The 21176-nt window shown below is 34.0% G+C and carries 27 protein-coding genes; 6 read left to right on the top strand and 21 right to left on the bottom strand.

Features of this window, described 5'->3' with window-relative positions:
- Window positions 1–8 precede the first annotated feature (8 nt).
- The 21 genes from B2S02_RS12180 to B2S02_RS12080 form a co-directional block, all read right to left on the bottom strand.
- Window positions 9–701 carry a head maturation protease, ClpP-related gene (locus tag B2S02_RS12180; RefSeq protein ID WP_346920789.1) on the bottom strand — a complete coding sequence of 231 codons (693 nt, stop codon included), beginning with the start codon at window positions 699–701 and terminating at the stop codon, window positions 9–11.
- The gene (locus tag B2S02_RS12175) at window positions 673–1191 is read right to left on the bottom strand and encodes an HNH endonuclease (RefSeq protein WP_346920788.1); all 519 of its coding nucleotides are present in this window, start codon (window positions 1189–1191) and stop codon (window positions 673–675) included. Before B2S02_RS12175 ends, B2S02_RS12180 begins: the two co-directional genes overlap by 29 nt.
- Entirely contained in the window at window positions 1163–2398 is a 1236-nt protein-coding gene (locus tag B2S02_RS12170; protein ID WP_414632895.1) for a phage portal protein, read from the bottom strand. The genes B2S02_RS12175 and B2S02_RS12170 overlap by 29 nt, the downstream gene beginning before the upstream one ends.
- A gap of 76 nt (window positions 2399–2474) precedes the next feature.
- A complete protein-coding gene (locus tag B2S02_RS12165) occupies window positions 2475–3041 on the bottom strand; it encodes a hypothetical protein (RefSeq protein WP_346920787.1) in 567 nt (188 codons plus the stop codon).
- Window positions 3028–4053: a ParA family protein gene (locus B2S02_RS12160; RefSeq protein ID WP_346920786.1), complete on the bottom strand. Its 1026-nt coding sequence runs from the start codon at window positions 4051–4053 to the stop codon at window positions 3028–3030. The genes B2S02_RS12165 and B2S02_RS12160 overlap by 14 nt, the downstream gene beginning before the upstream one ends.
- A 134-nt stretch (window positions 4054–4187) precedes the next feature.
- Window positions 4188–5735, bottom strand: a complete 1548-nt coding sequence (locus B2S02_RS12155) for a terminase large subunit (protein WP_346920785.1) — start codon at window positions 5733–5735, stop codon at window positions 4188–4190.
- Window positions 5735–6211: a phage terminase small subunit P27 family gene (locus tag B2S02_RS12150; RefSeq protein WP_147520369.1), complete on the bottom strand. Its 477-nt coding sequence runs from the start codon at window positions 6209–6211 to the stop codon at window positions 5735–5737. The genes B2S02_RS12155 and B2S02_RS12150 overlap by 1 nt, the downstream gene beginning before the upstream one ends.
- Before the next feature lie 73 nt (window positions 6212–6284).
- Window positions 6285–6875, bottom strand: a complete 591-nt coding sequence (locus tag B2S02_RS12145) for a hypothetical protein (RefSeq protein WP_346920784.1) — start codon at window positions 6873–6875, stop codon at window positions 6285–6287.
- A 76-nt stretch (window positions 6876–6951) separates the two neighbouring features.
- Window positions 6952–7440 (bottom strand): gamma-glutamylcyclotransferase family protein, encoded by a 489-nt coding sequence (locus B2S02_RS12140; protein ID WP_346920783.1) that lies wholly within the window; start codon window positions 7438–7440, stop codon window positions 6952–6954.
- A 74-nt stretch (window positions 7441–7514) separates the two neighbouring features.
- A complete protein-coding gene (locus tag B2S02_RS12135) occupies window positions 7515–8423 on the bottom strand; it encodes an amidoligase family protein (RefSeq protein WP_346920782.1) in 909 nt (302 codons plus the stop codon).
- 175 nt (window positions 8424–8598) lie between these two features.
- Window positions 8599–8910 carry a DUF6329 domain-containing protein gene (locus B2S02_RS12130; protein ID WP_346920781.1) on the bottom strand — a complete coding sequence of 104 codons (312 nt, stop codon included), beginning with the start codon at window positions 8908–8910 and terminating at the stop codon, window positions 8599–8601.
- A gap of 69 nt (window positions 8911–8979) precedes the next feature.
- Window positions 8980–10203, bottom strand: a complete 1224-nt coding sequence (locus tag B2S02_RS12125; RefSeq protein WP_346920780.1) for a site-specific DNA-methyltransferase — start codon at window positions 10201–10203, stop codon at window positions 8980–8982.
- Window positions 10193–10630 carry an RNA polymerase subunit sigma-70 gene (locus B2S02_RS12120; protein ID WP_346920779.1) on the bottom strand — a complete coding sequence of 146 codons (438 nt, stop codon included), beginning with the start codon at window positions 10628–10630 and terminating at the stop codon, window positions 10193–10195. Before B2S02_RS12120 ends, B2S02_RS12125 begins: the two co-directional genes overlap by 11 nt.
- Window positions 10631–11106: 476 nt before the next feature.
- The gene (locus tag B2S02_RS12115) at window positions 11107–11460 is read right to left on the bottom strand and encodes an HNH endonuclease signature motif containing protein (RefSeq protein WP_346920778.1); all 354 of its coding nucleotides are present in this window, start codon (window positions 11458–11460) and stop codon (window positions 11107–11109) included.
- A gap of 190 nt (window positions 11461–11650) precedes the next feature.
- Window positions 11651–12412, bottom strand: coding sequence for a hypothetical protein (locus B2S02_RS12110; RefSeq protein ID WP_346920777.1), 762 nt, complete (start codon window positions 12410–12412; stop codon window positions 11651–11653).
- 109 nt (window positions 12413–12521) lie between these two features.
- Entirely contained in the window at window positions 12522–12920 is a 399-nt protein-coding gene (locus tag B2S02_RS12105; protein ID WP_346920776.1) for an RNA polymerase subunit sigma-24, read from the bottom strand.
- 18 nt (window positions 12921–12938) lie between these two features.
- On the bottom strand, window positions 12939–13295 hold the full coding sequence (locus tag B2S02_RS12100) for a type II toxin-antitoxin system PemK/MazF family toxin (RefSeq protein ID WP_346920775.1): 357 nt from the start codon (window positions 13293–13295) through the stop codon (window positions 12939–12941).
- The gene (locus tag B2S02_RS12095) at window positions 13282–14664 is read right to left on the bottom strand and encodes a DEAD/DEAH box helicase (protein WP_346920774.1); all 1383 of its coding nucleotides are present in this window, start codon (window positions 14662–14664) and stop codon (window positions 13282–13284) included. Before B2S02_RS12095 ends, B2S02_RS12100 begins: the two co-directional genes overlap by 14 nt.
- Window positions 14645–14926 carry a VRR-NUC domain-containing protein gene (locus B2S02_RS12090; RefSeq protein ID WP_346920773.1) on the bottom strand — a complete coding sequence of 94 codons (282 nt, stop codon included), beginning with the start codon at window positions 14924–14926 and terminating at the stop codon, window positions 14645–14647. Before B2S02_RS12090 ends, B2S02_RS12095 begins: the two co-directional genes overlap by 20 nt.
- A gap of 213 nt (window positions 14927–15139) precedes the next feature.
- Entirely contained in the window at window positions 15140–17410 is a 2271-nt protein-coding gene (locus B2S02_RS12085) for a phage/plasmid primase, P4 family (protein ID WP_346920772.1), read from the bottom strand.
- A gap of 3 nt (window positions 17411–17413) precedes the next feature.
- A complete protein-coding gene (locus tag B2S02_RS12080; RefSeq protein ID WP_346920771.1) occupies window positions 17414–17827 on the bottom strand; it encodes a DUF4406 domain-containing protein in 414 nt (137 codons plus the stop codon).
- 179 nt (window positions 17828–18006) lie between these two features.
- Between B2S02_RS12080 and B2S02_RS12075 the strand changes: the two genes are divergently transcribed.
- From B2S02_RS12075 to B2S02_RS12050, 6 genes are all read left to right on the top strand, one after another.
- A complete protein-coding gene (locus B2S02_RS12075) occupies window positions 18007–18351 on the top strand; it encodes a DUF1413 domain-containing protein (protein ID WP_346920770.1) in 345 nt (114 codons plus the stop codon).
- 13 nt (window positions 18352–18364) lie between these two features.
- On the top strand, window positions 18365–18565 hold the full coding sequence (locus B2S02_RS12070; RefSeq protein WP_346920769.1) for a hypothetical protein: 201 nt from the start codon (window positions 18365–18367) through the stop codon (window positions 18563–18565).
- 285 nt (window positions 18566–18850) lie between these two features.
- Window positions 18851–19003: a hypothetical protein gene (locus tag B2S02_RS12065; RefSeq protein WP_346920768.1), complete on the top strand. Its 153-nt coding sequence runs from the start codon at window positions 18851–18853 to the stop codon at window positions 19001–19003.
- Window positions 18996–19391 (top strand): hypothetical protein, encoded by a 396-nt coding sequence (locus B2S02_RS12060; protein WP_346920767.1) that lies wholly within the window; start codon window positions 18996–18998, stop codon window positions 19389–19391. Before B2S02_RS12065 ends, B2S02_RS12060 begins: the two co-directional genes overlap by 8 nt.
- On the top strand, window positions 19384–20520 hold the full coding sequence (locus B2S02_RS12055; protein WP_346920766.1) for a DUF2800 domain-containing protein: 1137 nt from the start codon (window positions 19384–19386) through the stop codon (window positions 20518–20520). The genes B2S02_RS12060 and B2S02_RS12055 overlap by 8 nt, the downstream gene beginning before the upstream one ends.
- Window position 20521: 1 nt before the next feature.
- On the top strand, window positions 20522–21085 hold the full coding sequence (locus B2S02_RS12050; RefSeq protein ID WP_346920765.1) for a DUF2815 family protein: 564 nt from the start codon (window positions 20522–20524) through the stop codon (window positions 21083–21085).
- Window positions 21086–21176 lie beyond the last annotated feature (91 nt).

Genomic DNA, 21176 nt, shown 5'->3' with positions numbered 1-21176 from the left:
TTCCTCCATTATTTTATTAAATTTAATCTCTTATAAAGATTTTCAATTTGAATTCCATTTGGTTCGTTTTTCTTTTTATTAGGCAATTTATTTAAAAGTGAGTTAGTGATTGACATATTGCTAAAAGATGCTCCCTCACTTTCAGGAGAATCTGTACGATTTTCAGAAAATAGGATTTTATCAGCAAACCCAAGTTCAACAGCTTTTTTAGCATTAAACCAAGTTTCATTGTCCATAAAACTAGCTAATTTTTCTCTTGAAAGCCCTGTTTTTATCTCATAAGCATTTATAATACTTTCTTTAACTTCACTAAGCATTGTAACTGCTTTTCCCATCTCCACAGCATCACCAAAAGCAATAGTCATTGGATTATGAATCATAATTAGTCCAGTTGGTGATATCAGTACTTCTTCACCTGCCATAGCAATAACTGAAGCTGCACTAGCTGCTATTCCATCAATTTTCACTGTGACTTTTCCTTTATAGTCCATCAGCATATTATAAATTTGACTTGCTGCAAATACACATCCACCTGGAGAGTTGACCCAAACTATAATGTCCCCATCTCCTGAATACAGTTCTTGTTTAAATAGTTTTGGGGTAACTTCATCTCCATACCAGGTTTCATCCGATATTTCTCCATTAAGAAAAATAGTTCTGCTATCATCATTGTTAAGCCAATTCCAAAACTTCCGTTTCATCTACTTCACCTCCAATAATATTTAACTTTGCATACTCTCCGAAATAAAAAGAAGCCGCTCGATTATATGCATGAGCAGCTTCAATAGCAGTTTTATATCTTCCAAGATGTCTTGTTTTTCTATCTACACAAATACAAGCTTCATACAGCTGTCTAGAAGCAGAAAAACTAACACCTTTAAATCCAGTTTTATTATTTTTACCAATTCTACAATTATAGCTATTCTGTTTTTGTGATGCAATTCTCATATTTTTTCTTCTACAATCCCAGGGCCTACCATTAATATGATCAACTACTTCTTTTGCTGGTGGTTTCATTATTAGCCGATGTAATAAACCCGAGTGTCCATAAAAAACATATCCTAAAGCATTCATTCTCCATTTATATTTATATAAAATTGAAGTATCTTCAATATCAATAATAAATGATTGACCTTTTTCTAATGTGCATTTCGTATAATCATCAATTACCTCTATTTTCAAGTTTGACATCACCTCCATTATTTTTATTAGCAAATGCACCTGCATCAGCAAGTTTTGTCATGTTTCCATTGATTAAATATAAATCTCCTCCTAGTTCCTCTGGTATCCTATTAAGATTTTCAAGTTCTCTTATATCATTACTTGATAACCACCCATTCTGTCTTCCAACTGCATACCCATTCATTCGGCTTTGATAGTCTCCTCTAAGTAATCCATCTACATTGAATTTAACAAAATACTGCTTCTTTTCACTTTCAGTAAACAATGCTCTTTTAATAGCCTGCTCCCATCTAACAACCCAAGGATCAAGGGTGTACATAACAAACTCAAGTGATTGCTGTTCAATATTAGAAAAACTTGATTTATCTAAATCTCCAATCATATGAGGTGGAATTCTAAATATCCTTGCTATCTCGTTTAATTGAAATTTTCTAGTTTGTAAGAACTGTGCTTGTTCTGGCGGAATACCTATACTTTGAAACTTCATTCCTTCTTCTAATACTGCAACTCTATGTGCATTTTTAGTTCCTTGGTATACACTATTCCAACTTTCTCTAACCCTAGCTGGGTCCTTTACTATTCCAGGATGTTCAAGAACTCCCCCTGGATTTGCTCCATTTGCAAAGAAACTAGCTCCATACTCTTCAGTTGCTATTGCCATACCTATTGCATTTTTAGCCATAGCTATTGGGGAATAACCAATTAAACCATCAAATCCAAGACCAGGAATGTGCAAAACTTCATCACTCCTGAGAGTATAATCCTGTCCTTCTTTGCAATAAACATAGTATATTTCACCATTATCAGCTCTTTTTACAGACATTATATTAGGCATTAGTGGATATAGAGCTATAACTTTGCCCCTACCATCCCTTATAATCTGAGCATAAGCATTTCCCCATAATAAAAGATGACCCATAAGTGTTTCTCTAAACACAAATGAGGTCATCTCTGGGTTTGGTTCATCTGCTAGGAAATGATATATTGAATGTTCCATGGATTTCTCTTTACCTGTTTCAGTGTATCTATAGGTATGAAGTGGCAATGAAGCTATTGTTTCAGCAAGTATTCTAACACAAGCATAAACTGCAGTAGTTTGCATTGCTGTTCTTTCATTTACTGTTTTACCACTTGTAGTACTTCCAGAGAAGAAACTATAAGTGCTACTCCAAAAACTATTTTTAGGGCCTGCTCTAGATTTTATTAAACTTGACATAAATGGTATTTTCACTTTATTTACCTCCTAAAAATAGGTATAAAAAAAGCACTTTAATATAAGTGCTTTTCTCTTACTAATATATATTGTTTTTCTTATTTTTAGTTAATTGTTTGAAATTTTCATCCATATCCTCAAAATTTTTCACTTTATAAATATGATTCTTTATTTCATAAATCATTTGATCTATCTTAATTGATTTAGTTTTTTTACTAGTAAGGTACTGATATATTACTGATAAATCTTTTTTTAAAATTTGCTTATTTTTAGATAAATACTCAAATAATTTCCCATATTCCTCATCTACTATAAATTTCATCATTATATTTTGACTGCAGTATTCACTAAATATTTTAAATTCTTTATCATTTAATTTAAATCCATTCTTTAGTTTAACTAAACAATCTAATATCACTTCATCATTTATCTTTGTTTTTACCTTTTTTTCACTTTCTACATTATTTAGTTCATATTCATTATTTTTTATAGCATTAATTATATCCTTTAATCGCTCAGTATCTAATTCTGTTTTAGCTACCGTTAAAATTTTATATGAAATATTCAAATATTGTAATAATTCTTTACTTGAAATTTGCATTATTTTTAATCTCCATTCATTACCATCTGTATTATAACCATTCATTAATTTTAGTATTTGTTACCTTTTTAATATTTAAGCGTTCTAAAATACTTAGTACTAAATTTCCATACGTATTATGTGGTGAATATTCAGAATTATCCGGGTTAATATTTAAAGAAAAACAAGCTTTTCCAGATGAAACTCCATCGGCAGTACCTTTATGATGATAAATAATCTCTCCAAAAAGCTTCTTGTCAAATTTAGTTTCTACTAAATCTCTATAGTTATAACGGATCTGTGTTTTTCTCATTGTTTCAAAAACGCCTAGAAAATTAGCTCTTTTTTTTAAAAATTCAAGATAACTTCCACTACTACATCTGTCTATTACGCGCCTATTATTATTATAAATTTCTTGATAAACTGAATTATTAATAACATTTATAAGGTGATTTATTCCGTTACTACTCATATCATCCATAATTGTTGGAATTAAATAATGATCTGAAACTAATAACGCATTTTGAGTAATTATATTATTAGCTGGGGGACAGTCAAATAGAATAAAATCATATTTTTCATTAATTTTAGTATCAACAAAAAACTTTGAAAATATTGTAACTAGATCTAATTGTGAAACTTTATTGGAGAAATTTCTTATTATATCAATTTCTAAATCATCTAATCCTTTATCATACTCACTATCACGTTTTTCATACATAGTTGCAGGTATAAAATCAACATTTTCTAACACTTCACCATCATATTTTGTATAGAAATTTTTTGTAATAAGCGTATTCAAGTTAATGTTTGGATTATTATTTTCACATGTTAAGTAATCCTTGATTACTGAATTAATTGTCTGTTCTGGTTGTAAATCAGATACATTCATAGCTTTTCCTTTTGTATCTGATAAAGCTTTCATGCAAATAGTACTTAAAGAACACTGTGGATCTAAGTCAACAATAAGAACTTTGTGATTATTCAAAAAAGATAAACCCAAAGCAATATTATAAGTACTAGTAGTTTTGCCGACACCACCTTTATAATTTATAATTGAAATTACATTTGCTCCCATATTTTTACCTACCTTCTATAAATTTATAAGTATATTATATAACATATTTACAAATTTAAAAATAATAGATCTCTTTACTAGAATTGCATTATTTACGCATTTTATATGAAACTTTTCATAATTAGCTTTGTGTTCTATAATATCAAAATCCCTCTATCATCATAAACACTTCCACAACTTCCTTGATTCCTAATGGCTCTATCAAGTGCCATTATCAGAGCTACAGCACCATCAATTTTCTCTGTACTTTTTTCTTTATCAGGCTTAATATTTCCCGCTGGGTCTGTTTTAACATAAATGTTATCCATCATCCACCTAAGCACTGGGTTTCCTCCATGTGCTATTTTCTTTTCAAGTGTTAGCTTCATTAATTCCTTAGAAGATGGTGACATATCTTTGTATCCTTGTCCAAATGGTACTACTGTAAATCCCATGCCTTCAAGATTTTGTACCATTTGCACTGCTCCCCAACGGTCAAAGGCTATTTCTCTAATATTATACTTAGTATGAAGTTCTTCTATAAATGTTTCTATAAATCCATAGTGAACCACATTTCCTTCTGTGGTTTTTATAAATCCTTGTTTCTCCCACACATCATAAGGCACATGATCCCTTCTCACCCTAAGCTTTAAATTATCTTCCGGTATCCAAAAGTAAGGAATTACTATATATCTTTCCTCAGGTGTTCTTGGAGGAAAAACTAAAACAAAAGCAGTAACGTCAGTGGTACTTGAAAGGTCAAGTCCTCCATAACATTCTCTGCCTCTTAATGAATCTATATCTATATTAAAATCACACTCGTCCCACTTATCCATCTGCATCCAACGAGTAGATTGTTTTACCCATTGATTTAATCTTAACTGTCTAAATATATTTTCTTCTGCTGAGTTTTCCTTTGCACTATTATAAGCATTTCTAACCTTTTCTATATCAATAGTATGACCTAAAGATGGATTAGCTTTATACCAGTTCTTTTCATCTCCCCAATCAACATTATCATCTATACCATATATAACTGGATAAAAGGTTTTATCTATCTTTCTACCTTCAATTATGTCCTGGGCCTTTTGGTGTTGTTCAAAGCATATAGAATTTCTATCTGTACCAGCTGTAGTTATTAGGAAAAATAATGGCTGTAGTCTTGCATCTCCTGAACCTTTAGTCATTACATCAAATAACTCTCTATTGGGTTGTGCATGAAGTTCATCGAAAATAACTGAATGTACATTAAGTCCATGTTTTGTATAGGCTTCAGCTGAAAGAACCTGGTAAAAGCTATTTGTAGGTTTATATACCAGTCTTTTCATTGACATTATAGGCTTAATTCTTTTTTTAAGTGCTGGGCATTGTTCTACCATTTCAACTGCAACATCAAATACTATAGAAGCTTGTTGCCTATCAGAAGCACAACCATAAACCTCTGCTCCCCATTCATTATCTCCGCAAGTCATGAGTAGTGCTACTGCTGCTGCAAGTTCTGATTTCCCATTCTTTTTTGGAATTTCAACATATGCAGTATTATACTGACGATATCCATTTTCTTTAACATTTCCAAATATATCTTTAATAATTTTATCTTGCCACGGAAGTAAATCGAAAAGAACACCTCTCCACTGACCTTTTGTATGCTTTAAGCAATTAATGAAATTTACAGCTCTCTGTGCTTTTGCTTCATCATACATTATTTCATCTCACCCCTTAGCATCATTTCCATAGGATCTAAACAATCATTAGAACCTTTATCTGCAACAATTCTACTTCTTGAAGAAGGTGTTAGTCCAAACTGCTCACAGAACTTAATCATAATCTTAAGATAAGTTTGGGCAATAGATACCTGTGGCACTTGTTGCCAATATCCACTTGGTGTTTTTACAATTGTTCCATGTTTTGATATAAACTCTTCTGCTTCTTTCCAGCGAGCATAAGCTTCACAATATCCAGCAAAAGCAGCCATATCAACTTCTGTTAATACTCCAAGCTCTTCAAGCTGCTTAGCAACTCTTCTCCACTCCTTTTTAGCTTCAGCATCAAGCCAAGTAGGACACTTTGGTGCTTTCTTTTTAGGCTTTGGTTCAAATTCATTAAGTGCTCTTTTTCCTGGATTACCTTCAAGTTCTTTTACTGCAGTAGGTTTTGGTTTTCTTCCTCTTTGTGCCATAGATTTCACCTCCCATCTTTAAAATTTATCATAAGAAAAGAGCCTTTCGGCTCTTAACAATTTTATTTTATAACTAAATTATTTGAGAAACTATACCCCATCTATTTAGATATTTTGTAACATCTTTTTCTCCATCTCTATATTCAAGTGCTTTTTGGTCTTTGATATTAAAATAGAAATAGTAATTATTATTTTGATCTTTATCTTTATCTTTCACGTACCCTCTAAGTTCATCAGTTGTAAAAATAAAAGTATAAAACTTCTTTTGATATTCAAGATTAAAAATAAAACTATCTATATCGCTATTTAACAATTCTTCTTCATTTACTGTATGCCAACCTGATGGACATTCATCATTATAGCTCTTACTATGATAGAATTTAGCTTTTATTATTTTTCTTGAACTCTTATCTTTTATTACAATACCCCCACCCATAGACCTATTAGCCTTATCTACTAGAACATTTGGGTTATTTTCCCTGAACTTCTCTATAACATACTGCCTTGAATAATTCCTTGTTATCTTTATATCTTCATCTTCTGATTCCATATCTTTCGATATAGCATTATTATTTAACGATGTTTTATCTTCCAATTCTTCTACCTTTTCCTCTAATTCTTTCACCCTAGCAAATAATTCTAAAACTATCTTTTCATAATTCATCTAAATCTCTCCTTAAATTCTTCTTAATTTCATTATATCACCACTTTAGATAAATTCAAGATAATTTTAGATAAAATTATATTTTTATTTTATCGTTCATTTTATCTTGATTGTTTATTTGAGATAAACATTCTGAATATGCAATTTGTAGAGATTTTAAATCAATATCATTGTCCGAGTATCCTCTAGAAATCACATTGAAATAATATTCTGTAGGAGCTGCTACCATATGGGTATATTGTTTAGCCATAATATAAACCATCACAGTTTTGGGTTTACCTTTCACCTTAACTTGAACTTCCTTTTTTACATATAGATTAGGATACCCTTCATATAGATCCAATGCTGTTTCACAATCCTCAGTTATTTCCCATAAAACAATTGGTACTTCTTTGTTCTTACAAGGCTCAATATTTGCAACCCCTTTATACCTACCTCTAAAGGTTAATTTATACCCTTCAAGTGTTCCTGTACCTGCAATCTTAGCCTTTGGACATCTATGCCTCATTTGCTCTAGGTTCATATTAGAACCATAAGCTCCATATAATTTTATATTTCTAGTCATTTTATCATTTCTCCTTTATATAAATTTATTTGCCACAGAGGGCATTTCTGCCCCTTTGTAACTGTGCTTTACCTTCAAGCAACCCTTGGTCTTCTAAAGGCACAATCTCCGTCAAGTGCCCTCATGAGATGTTGTCTACAATTTTTAAATTCATCTCCTATAAGCCCTAGTCTAAGAAGCCAACACCTAAAGGTATATTTTTCATTGTCTGTATGGGTACGTTTTGCACTAGCACTCTTTTGCTTTAAGGCTTGATGGCTAATGGCTAGGCAGAAAACTATGTAACTTCTAATTTTGCCTGCGTGCATGGTCCCATTGAAAAGTCTAAATTCAATTGTTCCTTTGGTAAAAGTGCTATGCAGGTTTAGTCCATGATATCTGCTTGTATGGTAATGGCGCTCTCTATTTTCAATTCCATAACCTCTATACCAAGCATCAGCAAGTTCTTTTAACGTTTTAGGTTTTTTCTTATTAATTGTTTCTATCAAATTTTCATTAACTTTTCTGCAATATCTAACCCTTGCTGGGTCTATCTCAAGACTCTTGTAAATTAAATCCTCCTTGGCAGCCATTAGATTTACTAAGTTTTTTAAAGTGTTTGGTGTATGTTCTTTTGCTCCTATGTGTATATGGATCCCACATTGTAATCTACTTTCACTAACTGCACCTGCATGTCTAAGTTGTCTTACTAGTTCTTGAAGCTTTTCAATGTCCTCATCATACCTTAGAATTGGTGTTACTAGTTCAACACTGTAACTTCTGTCTGCTGAAACTAATCTACCTTTTTCTTTTTTCATTGTTTGAATACTTGCATCACTCATTACCTTCCATGTTCTTCCTTCTGCTGCTTTTATAAGGTATGTATCGTAACCATCATAAGTTCTTCCGATATTTCCTTCTAAAACCTTTGCAGTAATCTCTGCAGCTTTTTCTCTTGTAATTCCTGTCATTTCAATCTCTACTCCGATTGTTTGATTTTTCAATGTTTTCTCTCCTTTCAAAGTGTGTTTATTACCTTTTGGTAGTGTACATATTACCTCTGAAAGAAGTATATATCCAGTTATAATTGATAATTTCTATCAACAAAAACTCATAATTTGAACGACAATTTTTACAACTTTAAGACAAAAGAAAAACCACCTCTTGGTGGCTTGACTTTTACTTTTCAATTGCTGTGTATCTTGGGTAGTTATAACCCTCCGAATCTACTAAAATGCTTTTATTTGTTTTTGTATTTCTAACTCTTATGCACCTTAATTCTCCCTTATCGTTGTAACCTCCATCTTCTTTTGTTATCCAAGGCTGGTCTTCAAAAAAGTCTTTTGCAAATTCTTTAAACTCCTCATCACTTAATTTAATTTCTCTTGTGACTTGATATTCTGTTCCTTTTATCCCGTCTTCCTTTGATTCCTTGGTAAGTTCCTTTAGTTCCTTAAGGTTTAAAACCTTTCTTCCAAATAATGCTTTCATTGCTTTAACCTCCATGTGTGTTTTTTGTTATACTATATATCACTCTAAAGCACACATATAGCAAGTCATTTATTTAATATTGCTGATATTTTTAAAGCTAATTTTTTCTCCATCTCTTATTAAAAATACACCTTCATCAGAGTTCACTTGCTCAATATATCTTTTTACTATGACATCAGCATACTTTTCATCAAGCTCTATGGTATGGCAAATTCTATCGGTCTGCTCACAAGCTATAAGAGTTGAACCACTTCCTCCAAAAGGATCTAATACAATAGAGTTAGTTAAGCTTGAATTTGTAATAGGATAAGCTACTAAAGCAATAGGTTTCATAGTAGGATGATATTTTGATTTTGTAGGTCTATCAAAATTCCAAGTAGTTCTTTGTTTTCTATCTCCATAAAACTTATGACCTGAAGTAGGTTTCCATCCTACAAGTACAGGTTCATGGTTATATTGATAATCACAGCGGCCAAGAACCGGAGAATTTTTAATCCAAATACAGGTTTGATGACAAAAGAAACCAGCATCTTTAAAAGCTAACCTAAAGTTAACAGTTTCCCTATCAGCATGGAATACATAAATTGAACCACCATCTGCAAGACTTTCATACATACCTTTATAAGCATTAAGAAGAAATTCATAAAACTTCTTATCATCCATATTATCATTTTGAATTGTTCCAGCTGTTCCTTCATAAGCAACATTGTATGGTGGATCAGTTACAACTAAATTTGCTTTCTTATCTTCCATAAGCTTTTTATAAGTCTCAAGCTTTGTACTATCTCCACATATTAAACGATGCCTTCCTAGTATCCAAATATCACCTTGTTTTGTAATTGGTACTTCTGGTGGAGCTTCATCAAAGTTATCTTCTTTAACACCCTTTGGATGAAGTTCATTAAACAGAGCATCAATCTCTGGAGGCTCAAAACCTGTAAAAGTAGTATCATAGTCTAAAGATTGTAAATCCTGAATTAAGTCAGCAAGTAGTTCCTTATTCCATTCACCACTTATTTTATTAAGAGCAATGTTTAAAGCCTTTTCTTTAGTCTTATCAACATCAATAACTACACAATCTATTTCTTCAAATCCTAATGTCTTTAATACAGATATTCTTTGGTGACCTCCTATTACTGTCATATCCTTATTTACAATAACAGGGTCAACATATCCAAATTCATTAATACTATTTTTTATTTTCTCAAATTCACTATCTCCTGGCTTTAGTTTTTTCCTTGGATTATACCCAGCAGGCACCAGTGAATCTATTTTTAACTTTTTAAACTCCATCCTCTTCCCTCCAAAATCTATCTTTTATATAACAGTTATGGCTACAATACTTACGCTTCTTATTGCCATAAACACTGAATTCTTTTCCACAATAAGGGCACACATAATGATAAATATGTTCCTTATTTTTCTTTCTCTCAGCTTCATGCTCTTTCCACCATTTTCTCCTACAGTCATCACAACAAAATCTTCTTATTCTACCTGTGGATTTTTGTTTTAATGGATTTTCACAATAAGCACAAAGTATATTTCTTTTAACTTTTTCTTCAACATTAAGAGCAACAACACAGGAATCTCCAGAAAGACTATTACGCTTACAAAATCCTCTAACACTATCTCTAGTTAACCCTAGAAGATTAGCAATTGCTTTATACCCCATACCTTTTAATCTCAATTCTTTATTTTTTTCTTTTTCATCCCTGGTCATATAAGCTACTCCCTTCAATAAATATTTACGCAATAAAAAAAGCAACCACAACTCTTTGCAGTTACTTAATTTGCAGTTCTTATTTTGAGATTTTTTAGTACCCCCCTTAGTTAATTCTGCGAAAATTCACACGTGACTGGGTGGCGGTCGTCAGCTCGTCCTTCATTTAAGATTTGATACCCCCCTAGTACAATTATACCTATAATACTTCTTGTATAAATGTTACATATATAATATAATTAATTTAAGACGTCTATTTTGGCATGCACTTGGTCACTGGTTCAAATCCAGTTCTCATATTATATTCCCAATACTTCTGTTATCCTCATTGTATTTGACTTCAACTGTTTTATTATTACAAGGAGGGATGCTTATGAAATTTATAGGCAGTATGTTTTACATTTTTGTTTCTATGGGAATTAATGAGATAGCTCAGAAGGTAGAGCAAGTGCTTTCCAAAGTAGACGTCATATTTTTTAATATTTATAAATTACCAATCTATCTTCAGTCATTGTCTTTGTATCATGACACCTCTTACAAAGTGGCTGCCAATTGCTCTCGTCCCAAAACAATACCTTGTCACCTCTATGTGGTTTAATATGATCTACAACAGTTGCTTTAGTAAGCTTACCTTTTCCCTTGCATCTAACACACAGAGGATTAGCTTTTAAAAATCTTTTTCTAGCTATTCTCCATCTGCTATCATAACCTCTGCTTGACGCATCAGCTCTATCATTTGCATAAAGTTTTTTATGTTCTTCACAATAGTTTTTTTCTGTAAGTTTAGGACAGTTAATATATTTACAATGGTTTAATGGTTTTCTTGGCATTTTATTCACCCACATACATGCAAGAAAAGCACCAGCAGTTTTATGGAAGATGCTTTTATCTTTATTTTCTATAATATTATAATAACATATGTTAAACGGACAAAACGGTCAAATTTTATTAAATTATTTATTTTCATAAATTTGTTATAATTCCCAACAATTAATTTTTCCAATAATTTTGTAATTATATTTATCGATTTATATCCTTCTGTTGAAATATATCAATCGATAGCAATATTATAGTAACAAAATTAAAGATCCATGAATTAATCTTATAAAATGGGCAAAAAATAATGCATGTAAAAAGTAATATTATTTTTGTTTTTGGTAAAATAGTTTTCAATTTAAATGCTATATTATTTTTAGTTTTCTTATTTTCAGCCTTATTTTCTAATTCAAGATACTTATTATATATACATCCTTCTTGTACTAATAATTTATTCTCTGAAATATAACATTGAATTATATAGTCGCATAATTCTGCAAATCCTTCTTTATCTTTATAAACAAAACTATTTGCCAAACCATTATGACTATTTTCTTGAAGAATCCTATGCAATGAATTTATAATTGTAACTTTATTACTATCTTTATAATCATTGTATAAATATTTCATTCTAATTATAGAGAATATAATATCTATTAAATCATAATATAAAAAATTAGAATTTATATTATTTTTCTTTATTAACTCAATATACTCCATTATATCTACATTTAAAAGAATTTTTCGATCTCTCTCTGAATAAAATAAAATAATCAAAGGTATAATTATTCCTAACATCATAAAAACACCTAAAATAATTCTAATATTTTGCCAACTTGTACTAAAACTATAGAATATTATAGATATGACTAATATTACACATGAAATAATTGCAATAATTGAACAAGGTATTATTGTTATTGTTTTTATTAAAGAATATTTCTTCAATAACTTTTTATTATCCATTCTAAAGAACCTACCTTTTATTATATTAATTTTAATATTTTTGTATTTAGTGTGTATAATCTGTATTACACGTCAGATTTTATCATATAAGATTAATATTATCAAATCGTCACTTTTTCATTTTTAAGAATCTCTCATGTGATTTTCTTACACTCTCTCCTGATGCATATGGACTAATACTTGCTGCTACCTGCTCCCAACTTAAACCATTAATATATCTTAAACTTAAAATCATCCTCATCTCACTGTCCTCAATACTTTCTATATATCTATTTAGTCTATTAAGTTCATAGAAACATTTCTTTAAGTTTAAATCTAATAACTCCTTGAGATCTGCAATCTCTGCTGCATATTTACCAACTTTATCTGAAATATCTGTAGCATGTGGCATACCTGTTATTCTTGAAGTGGAAGAAGTTGCAATACACTCTAACTCTGTTATTCTATCTTTCAAATGCTCTATTTCTCTGTTTAAATAATATAACTGGGATAGTTCTTGTTTAGTCATTAATTGCACCTCCACATACTAGCCTGCTAAATTAGTTAAACTTATACTCACTGCTAAAATTTTATTAAGTTTTTTACTATCTTCTTCATTTAGATGACCAAGTACATCTAAAATTTGATTCTTTGATATAGTTAATACTTGCTCTGCTAATACTGTACTATCACATTTTAAACAACAATAATTTTTAGCTTGTAATTCATGGTGTGTTGGGAGTACCTTTTTAATTTTACCTGTTATAGGCACTACTATAGTTGTAGTTGAATATTTATTACCTATGTTATTTTGAATTACTACTGCTGGTCTTATTCCTTTTTGAACAGAACCTTGTGTTTCCCCAAAGTCAACCATTATTATGCTATTTCTATAAATCTTCATTACTAACCCCTCCAACCCTTGCTTTTACTGCATTTATTAAATCTAATTGTACTTTTTCTTTTCTCTTTAAAGCTTTTATAATGTCTTCATCAATTGTTCCTTTAGTAATAATATGGTGTATAACTACTGTTTCTGTTTGTCCCTGTCTCCATAGTCTTGCATTAGTTTGCTGATAAAGTTCTAAACTCCAAGTAAGCCCAAACCATATAAGAGTTGAACCTCCTGCTTGAAGATTTAGTCCATGTCCTGCTGATGCAGGATGTATTAAAGCTACTTGAAGTTCACCGTTATTCCATCTGCGGATACTATCTTCTTTTGTTAATCGTGCATAATCAACTTTTAACGCTTCCAGCCTTTTTATAATTCTTTCAAGGTCATGCTGGAACCAATATGCAACCAAGATTGGATTTCCATTTGCAGCTTCGATAATATCTTCTAGGGCATCTAGCTTCCTATCATGTATATGACCAATTTGCTGATTATCCAAATACACTGCACCATTTGCCATTTGGCATAATTTATTTGAAAGCACCGCTGCATTTGCTGCAGTAATCTCATCTTCACCAATATAGGGAATCACCAGATCCTTTTTCATATCTTCGTAATACCGCTCTTCCTTTTCATCCATATACACCGGGTAGCTGTTGTTAATAAGTTCTGGCATTTTCAAATGGTCCATTGCTTTCATGGAGATTGTGATATCCGATATTTTTTCGTAAATTCTTTCTTCAGCTCCAGTCAGTAACTTATAGTTATAAACAACATGTCCGTTCATACGATCGGGCCTAAAGTAATTACTTCGGTACTGTGTAATAAATCTTCCAAGGCGCTCTCCCATATCTAGCACCTTAAATTCTGCAAACAAATCCATCAGTCCATTGGAAGAAGGCGTACCTGTAAGACCTACCACTCTTTTTACCTTCGGTCGTACTTTCATGAATGCTTTAAAGCGCTTGCTGCTCCAGTTCTTAAAAGATGATAACTCATCAATTACAACCATATCATAATCAAAAGGAGCTCCGCTTTTTTCAATCAGCCACTGTAGATTTTCGCGGTTAATCAGATAAATATCTGCATCCTTTTTTATTCCAGCAAGACGTTCTTTTTCTGTACCAAGAATCTTAGAATAACGCAGGTGCTTCAAATGGTCCCACTGCTTTATCTCATCACTCCATACAGTGCTGGCAACACGTAGTGGTGCAACAATCAACACCTTGCTAATATTGAATCTGTCATACATTAAATCTTCGATGGCGGTAAGGGTAATTGAAGTTTTACCCATACCCATCGCAAGAATGACTGCTGCTACCGGATGTTCCTTTATATATTCAATTGCAAACTTCTGATAATCATGTGGATTGTATTTCATCAAGTATTCCTCCGATTTGCTCTATTTGGTCTAGGACGTAAACATGAAATCCTAGACACTTTAACAATTTATGTCTAGATATTTGAAGCGGGCGTGGCTTTTCACCAGGGGATTTTACTTCCACCAAGCCAAACTTTCGTCCGGGCATAAATACCAATCTATCTGGCATGCCTGAGTAACCTTGGGCCACCCATTTAGGACAGATGCCACCACGCTTTTTCACTTCAGAAACTAACTTCTGTTCAATGTTTTCCTCTCGCATGGTACCCTCCCATCAAATTCAATTGTGTAGGTCTATGAATGTCTTTTCATAAAACCCCTTTAGAACTATTTTTTATCTATAAATCTTGCTATAGGGACTTTTTATATATGAGGTACATAGACCTACACAAAAGGAATAAATGCAAGTCAATGTAGGTTATTTCTGAAAATTTGCGTTGTATTCTTATGAAACAAACTACAACGACCTACACTGTTAATCCAAGAAGTCTTGTCCTTCTTTTAATTTCAATCCATTAACCTGCACGCCTTTTGCACCTCTGCGTCTTTCATAACCAGCCTTATCCATCGCTGAGTAAAAATCAGAGGTTGAACGTATGAATTCACCGTTTTGCATGCAGTGGGCACGATAGGCCTGATACACTTCACCGGACTTTTCCATATATGATGGGTCGAGCTCACAACATTCATTTATAAACTTCCCAAGCCAGTCGTTATCCTCGCGGTATGCTTTTATCGCATCCTTCACAACACTTGGAAGCTCCGTCTTAAAATTTGCTGCGATTGCTTTTTCAGCGCCTTCAATTATCCAACTCATAATGCTCGGACCGGCGTGTTCAAATAAGTAGTCTGCAAAATTTTTGATGTCGCTTTTACCGATAATCTTGGCATTAAACGGAATGACAATTAAACGTCTCCAGATACCATCATCATTGGCCCCAACCTTTGGCAGGTGGTTGGTATAAAGTACAAGTGTATGCGAAGGCACAAACTTAAAAGGATCCTTATACTTTTTCTCAGCCTGAATTTCATCAGTTGATGAAAGCTGCTTTACCACACCGGTATTTAGGCGAGTTCCTTCTTCCATTTCTGATGCGATGATAAGTCTCTTTCCCTTAAGCTCGGCCATTTCAGGCTTTATATTGCGTTTGCAGTTCATAGTGAGGGCTTCCGCAGAAATCTTTCCACTATAGCTACCAAGGATACGTGAGATTGTATTCCAGAAGGTAGACTTACCATTAGCACCGCCGCCATAAGCAATAATCATGTGCTCCTGATATACTTTTCCGATTGACGCCATTCCAACAACCTGCTGCACGTAATCAATAAGCTCTTGGTCTTTACAAAAGATTAAATTTAAGGTATCCAGCCATAACTGTTTACCTTCCTCTCCTGGAGAGCAGGTAGTTATCTTGGTAATTAAGTCATGCGGATCATGTGGCTGCTCACCAGCAAGTCCTTTTTTTAGGTTGTATGTTGCTACTGGTGTATTTAAGAGGATCTCATCCTTATCTAAATCCGATACTGAAATAGACAGCATTGGCTTGGCAGTATTTGCTGTTGCCATAATAAACTTATAATCACGACGCTTTAATACGAATTTTAAATAAGTCTGGGCGCCAATAAACCTAAAATATGGTCCCATCTGATTACCTGATACTTCTTTTGAGAGTGTAGCTCCACCAGCTTTTACGATTTCTTCAGGAACCCCAGCACCAATTAGTGCTTCAGTTGCCTTTTGAAGTTCATCCTGAGCATCCGCCAGCTGCAAATCTAAAAACTCCTCAACTGCACCGATAGCTAACTGTTTATCCTCCTGCCAGCAATCTCCGTCATAACGAAGATAGTCCGTAGCATTGGTATATTTCAGTTCATTTCCATACTCACGCACCAGCACTTTGGCTTCTCCAATATCAGAGTAATCCTCTGGTTTCAAAGAAGAACCTTCAAAATCTGCATTGTACTCTTCAGGTGGAACATATCCATCCTGACTTACGACCTTCTTATTAAAGAAACGAACTGCGCTGGCCCAAATGGTATCTAGCTCCTCATCTGGCAGTGGTGGATCACATTTCTTTGCGTGTTCCAAAAATGCGTCACGAGCTTTTTCTGTAATTCCGTAACGTTTTAGCACTCTTCCCGCAAAGCGAGACATGGTATTGTTGCGGCTTCCTTCTAAAATAGGACCACTTGATGAAGTATCCTCTTCATCAAAATCCGCCTCCGGTTCCACCAAGTCATCTACTGTTAGCCAGCCTTCATACCAAACAACATCATCACTTTCTGCACCAAATAGGAATCTGGCTGCATCCAGTGCGTTATCGTCAAAGAAAGTATATTTCTTTTGAAGTGAAACCTTCATAGCACCATAGGCATTTGCATTACTGCACTCCTCAATAGGAAAATAAATATGGTACTTCGGTCTTGCAGTTTTTCCTTCTTTTGAAATCATGTGGTGGCGGCTTGTCGTGAGCACGTAGTCCACATCTTCAAAAAGAGATTCAATTTTTTCTGCTGTAATCCAATCTGCCGGATTTTCCGAATGGTCATTATCAATATCCATAACCATACAATCTGAGCTTATAAAATTATCAATGCTTCTGTAATTCTCTTTGTACATTGCGCATACGTGGTCGGCCCTTACTGCTTTTTGCATCTCCTTTGCACATGTGACATGCATCTGATTGGGATAACTGCAATTTGCTTTATTGCCGGCACAGTTTGCTGTAAATAATGTTAGTTGCATCTCTTATGCCTCCACTAAATCTTCCGTAAAATAACGGATTGTCATGTTCTTCTTTTTTGCTTTGTTAATCTCTACTTGCATACCTTCCGATATCACATCACCAAAGGCCCAAAGTTCATCGCATTTTCCCAGAAAGACCATATCTATAAACATAGCAAGTTCACGTTCTGTATCCTCCCTCATGTACAAAGGCAACAAAAGGTGCGGTGCAAATGCTATAGCTCCTGCATCAACTGCAAATCTACTGTACTTCTTGGCTTTTTCTGTATTACCTTTGATATCACCAGAGAACGGTGAACAGATATATACGAGCGGTTGATACTTTCTCGCTTCATTTTCTATCTGTGTAAGCGCCTGGTATGCTGTTGGATCTGCATAGCCTTCCTGATTTTTAAAACTTATCCCATAAAACTTCACCTCGTTTCTATAGAAAGTAAGAAGATAAACTCCTTCTAACTTCCTAAGTACAGGTGGTGAAACTTTTTCCGGTCCAAATAAATTTTTTTCAAAAAACCATTTTACATTGAAAGCACTGCATGTTATATTGTTATCATAGAGCAGTGCTCTTAATGTAATGAATTATACGGAGGTGCGTTATGCCAACAATCAGATTTGCATTAAACGAAGAATATTATCAAAAACTGAAGCAAATGGCTGAATATGAAAATTTGAGTATTCAGGATTATATTCGCAATACTCTATTCCAAATAAACACCATCTTCACACCTGAAGAGGCTGTAAAAAGAATCCAGCAAGGAGATTTCAAAAACAAAGAGTTCACTCTCCCCGATGTATATGGCGATGAGTGGACAATCGAACGTGGACCAGCTGGCGTCTTTGGAAAAAACTTCTATAACTACATCGAAGATAATCCAGACCTAGGAATCGAATTTGTAAATATGGGTAAATACGGACGCAGAGCCACTTACAAATTAAAATAAGGAGGGAACAACAATGAGTAACAAGATGATAAGAAGAATCATTCGTAAGTACATCAAACGATTTGGAAAACAAGATACGCGATTCATTATCGCTACATTTGCTAATGCTTTTAGTACAACTAAGCAAAGAATCTCAGGCAATATTAGTTGTATGAAATGTATAGACGGAACCATAAATATACTTCCAAATAAACCTCATAGCATTATGTATTAATAAACCTTTAGGGGCCGGAACTTGCTGGTCCTTTTCTTTGTATTCATCAAAAATAATCCGAGCTGCTATCGCTTCCTTATATAAGCGAAAACAGACTCGGACTTTTTTTATTTGTCACCGGAAAACTGCTCCTCCAATCTACTTAGAAAGGTGTAAGAGATGAAAACAAGAAATCTGGTCCACAAAAAATTCAAGAAAATTTTCTATGAAACCGGAAAATAATCTCTCAAACCTACTTAGGAAGTTAGAAAGGAACAAAGCCTTTCGGAAATGGAGGTGCTGCAGATGCAGGCAGACATGAATGACAATAGTCAGTTTGATGATGCTACCGACGAGGAGCTTATCGATGTACTTATCGCAATCAGTGTTGTATCAAAAAGACTGGCTACTAAGCTCAGACAACAAAATGTGAAAAAGGAGGAAAATCCAAGTGAGTAAGATGAGTGAATTATCAATGGTAATCGACGAAATGATTAGCTGCGGAGAAGGAATACTGAAGGCTGTTCAAGATTTAACAGTCTGTGGCGAAGGTATGATTAAAGCTGCTAAACAACTAAAGGATATGTTTTCTACAGAGAATCTACCCGAACCAAAAGCTGTAACCATGACTAAAACAAAAGCACTTCCTGTAATAGAGGAACAGTCTAAAATGAAGACCTACTCTAAGGAGGACGTACGTGGTATCTTATCTGGAAAATCAGCAAGTGGTTATGGTAAAGAAGTAAAATCCTTACTTTCAAAGTATGGAGCTGATAAGTTAAGTGCCTTAGAACCAGAAAATTATGCAGCTGTTGTAGCTGAAGCGGAGGTAATTGGAAATGGCTAAACATGCTTTCTTATCTGCTTCCGCTAGCCATAGGTGGATAAACTGTCCGCCTAGCGCAAAGCTATGTGAAGCACTTCCGGATCATACCTCGACCTATGCACAAGAAGGTACCGACTGTCATGAATTATGTGCCTACCTTGTAGAGAAAGCGCTAGGACGAGATGTGAAAGACCCAACGCCAAACCTCTCCTACTATAATGCAGAAATGCAAAATTGTGCAGAGGAATATTGTAACTTTGTTATGGAGCAGCTGCAGGAAGCGAAATCTCACTGCAAATATCCACAAGTTATTGTAGAGCAAAAGCTGGACTTCTCTCGTTTTGTTGAGAACGGATTTGGAACCGGTGACTGCGTCATTGTTGCAGATGATGTTCTTCATATAATCGACTACAAACATGGTCTTGGGGTACTTGTAGAAGCGGAAAACAATTCACAACTTTTCTGCTATGCCATCGGTGCTTTAGAAATCTTTGATAGTCTCTATGATATCAACGAAGTAAAAATGAGTATCTTCCAACCACGTAGAAACAACGTCGATACCTTTGCTATTAATAAAGACGAGCTTTTAACTTGGGCCAATGAAGTCCTTGCACCAACAGCAAAACTTGCCTATGAAGGCAAAGGTGAATTTAATGCAGGTGACCACTGCCAATTTTGCAAAGTAAAAGCTACCTGCCGCAAACGTGCAGAACATAATCTGGCTCTTGCAAAATATGACTTTGAAATGCCTGCGACCTTGGATGATATTGAAATAGCAGCAATTCTACCAAAGATTGACCAGTTAATTTCCTGGGGTAACGACATCAAGGATTATGCACTGCAACAGGCACAATCTGGAACTCATTATGAAGGATTCAAAGTTGTTGAAGGCCGTAGCAATCGCAAATATACAGACGAAGTTGTAGTTGCCGAATCTATTACTAAAGCTGGCTTCGCTCCTTATGAAAAGAAAGTTCTTGGCGTTACTGCTATGACTACACTTCTTGGTAAAAAACGTTTCGAAGAGCTACTGGGCGAGCTCATATATAAACCGCCTGGGAAACCTGCTCTCGTACCAGAATCTGATAAAAGACCGGTTATGAATACAGCACAAAATGATTTCAATGAAAATTTTAAGGAGGAAATATAATATGACAAAGATTCAAAACCTTACAAAAGTAATCACAGGAGTAAATACACGTTGGAGCTATGCAAATGTCTGGGATGCAAAATCCATTAACGGAGGAGCCCCTAAATACAGCGTATCTCTTATTATTCCAAAATCAGATACTACAACTGTTGCAAAAATCAATGCTGCTATAGAAGCTGCATACGAAGAAGGCAAGTCTAAGCTTAAAGGTAACGGAAAGAGCGTACCTTCACTTTCCATTATCAAAATCCCTATGAGAGATGGTGATATTGAAAGACCCGATGACCCTGCTTACGCAAACAGCTACTTCATCAACGCCAACTCTGCTTCTGCACCTGGTATTGTTGACGCTGACCGCAATCCAATCATGGAACGTTCCGAAGTTTATAGCGGCGTTTATGGTAGAGCTTCTATTAACCTTTACGCTTTTAACAGCAATGGTAATAAAGGAATTGCATGCGGTCTTAACAATCTTCAAAAGATTCGTGATGGAGAACCTCTTGGCGGTAAGTCTAGAGCTGAAGATGACTTCGTATCTGATGCAGATGAGGATTTCTTAAGCTAATTCAAAGTATTCAATGACAATTATGCAGGTGGCCAAGCTGCCATCTGCGAAAATATAAGAAAGTGAGGACAATAATATGGCAAATTTACTT

Source organism: Clostridium sp. UBA7339, from assembly GCF_002470865.1.
Lineage (GTDB): Bacteria > Bacillota > Clostridia > Clostridiales > Clostridiaceae > Clostridium_J > Clostridium_J sulfidigenes.
Note: the sequence above shows the minus strand (reverse complement) of the source record. Positions and strands in the feature narration are given on the sequence as shown.